The organism is Nostoc sp. 2RC (assembly GCF_014222165.1).
GTDB classification, from domain to species: domain Bacteria; phylum Cyanobacteriota; class Cyanobacteriia; order Cyanobacteriales; family Nostocaceae; genus Nostoc; species Nostoc linckia.
Genome location: NZ_JACKZU010000578.1, coordinates 1 through 3,125, shown reverse-complemented (window position 1 = coordinate 3,125; position 3,125 = coordinate 1). Strand labels below are relative to the sequence as shown.

Genomic DNA, 3,125 nt, shown 5'->3' with positions numbered 1-3,125 from the left:
GGGGAGATGGGGGAGAAAATTCTTCCTTGTCTTCCTTGTCTTCCTCATCTCTCCTCAACCAAGGAGAATATCATCGCTTTCAGGCCAATGAATCGCTATCATTAGACGATCCGCAGACAATTTGGTTAGTAAAATCTGGTTACTTGGGGCTATTTGCCATTGCTCTCAATGATGGCATTCTCGAAGGAAGTCGTCGCTACTTATTTAGTATCGAAGTGGAACAGGCGATGTTTGGTACTGTACTCAGTTTGGATGGCAAACAGTACAAAATTTTAGCTGTGTTCCTGGAAGAAACGGAACTTTTAAAAGTATCGAGAGATGAATTTAATCAGCTGTTTGTTGGGGCTAAAAGACAAGCGCTAGCTTTAATAGAAGGCTGGATTTCTCAATGTAGTTCGGTAATTGCTGGCATCACTACGCCAACCACACCAATATTATGTTCAGAAATTGATTGCTATTCCTTAGCCAAAAACCAAATCTTCCAATCCCAAGGTTATGTATTGTGGGTAAAAATCCTCGAAGGAAGCGCTAAATGGATGGGGTTTGAGAATTTGTTGTTGACTCCCAATTCTGGAATATTACCTTTACATCCAAATATGTGGCTAGAGGCGAGTGAGGCTGTTGAGTTGCAAACTCTTAGCACTGGAGAAATTCCAGATTTAGATTTGCTGTTATCGGGTTTGTCTCGACTACAAACTTATTTTCTCCATTGTGTTGAACTATTGCAACGGCGGGAAATGGATGCAGAGTTACTGAGATTTCAAGCCAGGGAAAGTCTTGAGCGGCGAGTAATGCAGCAGACGCTAACAGAGTTGGCATCTGTGTTGCCGTCAAAATCAAATAGGTTAAGTACTGTTGATAATGCTGTTGACCCAAATCGAGCTTTATTAGTTGCTGCTGGTGCTGTGGGACGGACATTGGGTATTGAAATTCGTCCCCCAGCTGCCTCAGAAGATTTTAATCGAGTGCAAGATCCTGTGAAAGCGATCGCCCGCGCTTCCCGTGTTCGGGTACGCCAAATACAGTTACCAAATAATTGGTGGCAAAAGGACTGCGGGGCAATGTTGGCATTTACCCTTGATAAAAATCTGCCAGTGGCATTGTTACCAATATCTGATACTCGTTACCAACTCTACGTACCTGGGCAACAAACTTGCATCTCTGTGGATGCCCGCGTTGCAGCAGTTTTAGCTCCCAACGCCTACGTATTTTATCGCCCTTTACCAAGTAAACAGCTGAAAACTTTTGATTTACTGAAGTTTGCTATCCAAGGACATGACAAAGAATTAATTCTAGTTTTAGTAATATCAATTACCATCACTTTGTTAGGAATGCTGACTCCTCAAGCTACAGCTATCCTGATAGACAAAGCCATCCCTGATGCCAATCGCGGGTTATTGAGCCAAATTACTATCGGTTTAGTGGCTGCTGCCTTTGGCGGAATGATGTTTCAATTAGCACTGGGATTTGCTACTATTCGCCTGGAAACCTTTGCTGATTCTTCCACTGAAGCCGCAGTGTGGGATCGATTGTTGAATTTAAAGCCTACCTTTTTTCGCTCCTTCTCGGTTGGTGACTTGAATTCTAGAGTCACAGCCATTAGTCAAATTCGCCAAAGACTCGGTAATACAATAATCAAAACTATTTTTTCGAGTCTATTTTCACTGCTGAATTTGGGATTATTGTTTTACTACAATGTTTCCTTGGCTTTGATAGCTTGTGCGGTGGCAGCGCTGAACACCACCGTCACTATTATTTCTGGTATACTCATTCTCCAGAAAGTCCGCCCGCTACTAGAACAAGAAGGACAAATCTTTGGCGTGATGGTGCAGTTAATTGATGGAGTTGCCAAACTGCGAATTGCCAAAGCTGAAGCCCGCGCCTTTGCTTATTGGGGTAGAAAGTATACCGAACAACTAAAACTAATGCTGAGTACCCAAAGCATTGAAGATGGAGTCGCAGTCATCAATCAAGTGTTACCAGTGTTAACAACTGCCGCTATTTTCTGGTTTGCTACAACCTTAATGGCACAACCCCAAACCCCAGGAACAACTAATTTATCCACTGGCACATTTTTAGCTTTTAATGTGGCTTTTGGCACATTTATCAACGGAGTCACTAATTTAAGCAGCGTAGTAGTGGAAGTTTTACAAGTCTTACCCTTGTGGCAAAGGGCACAGCCAATTCTCCAAGGAGAACTAGAAAGGGATTTCACTCAAACAGATCCCGGAAGACTATCGGGTAAATTAGTTGTAGACCGGGTAAGCTTCCGCTACCGCGACGATGGCGGCTTCACGTTGGATAATGTCAGCATCCGTGCCCAACCAGGAGAATTTATTGCCATTGTCGGCCCTTCTGGTAGCGGTAAATCAACATTATTGAGATTACTTTTGGGTTTTGAATTACCCAAAGCTGGCACAATTTACTATGACGAACAAAACTTGGCTTGTTTGGACATTCCTGCTGTGCGCCGCCAATTGGGTGTTGTGATGCAAAATAGCCGCTTGATGTCAGCCTCTATTTTTGAGAACATTGCCAGTGGCGCAGTACTGACGATGGATGAAGCTTGGCAAGCAGCACAAATGGCAGGTTTAGCAGATGATATTGCAGCAATGCCCATGCAGATGCATACAGTAGTCAGTGAAGGAGGTACTAATCTTTCTGGCGGACAACGCCAACGCTTGTTAATTGCTAGGGCTTTAGCATTCAAACCGCGAATTTTGCTATTTGATGAAGCCACTAGTGCATTAGATAATAGAACCCAAGCAATTGTTAGTCAAAGCTTAGAGCAGTTAAAAGTCACGAGAATTGCGATCGCTCATCGTCTCAGTACCATCCAAAATGCTCACCGAATCTACGTCCTTGATGGTGGCAAGATAGTACAACAAGGTAATTTCACTGATTTAGCAAATCAACCAGGACTATTTGCACAACTGATGTTGCGGCAATTGATTTAGGGCATGGGGCATGGGGTATGGGGACAAGGGAGATAAAGAAGATTGGGGAAGCAGGGGAGGCAGAGGAGAGGCTCTTGAGGCAAGGAAAGAATAACTCCTAACTCCTAACTCCTAACTCCTAACTCCTAACTCCTAACTCCTAACTCCTAACTCCTAACTCCTAACTCC

At 43.6% G+C, this 3,125-nt stretch carries 1 protein-coding gene; it reads left to right on the top strand.

All coding sequences use genetic code 11. The annotated features are described in order from the left end of the window. Nucleotides 1–26: 26 nt before the first annotated feature. On the top strand, nt 27–2,957 hold the full coding sequence (locus tag GNE10_RS33325) for an NHLP bacteriocin export ABC transporter permease/ATPase subunit (RefSeq protein ID WP_311774910.1): 2,931 nt from the start codon (nt 27–29) through the stop codon (nt 2,955–2,957). Nucleotides 2,958–3,125 lie beyond the last annotated feature (168 nt).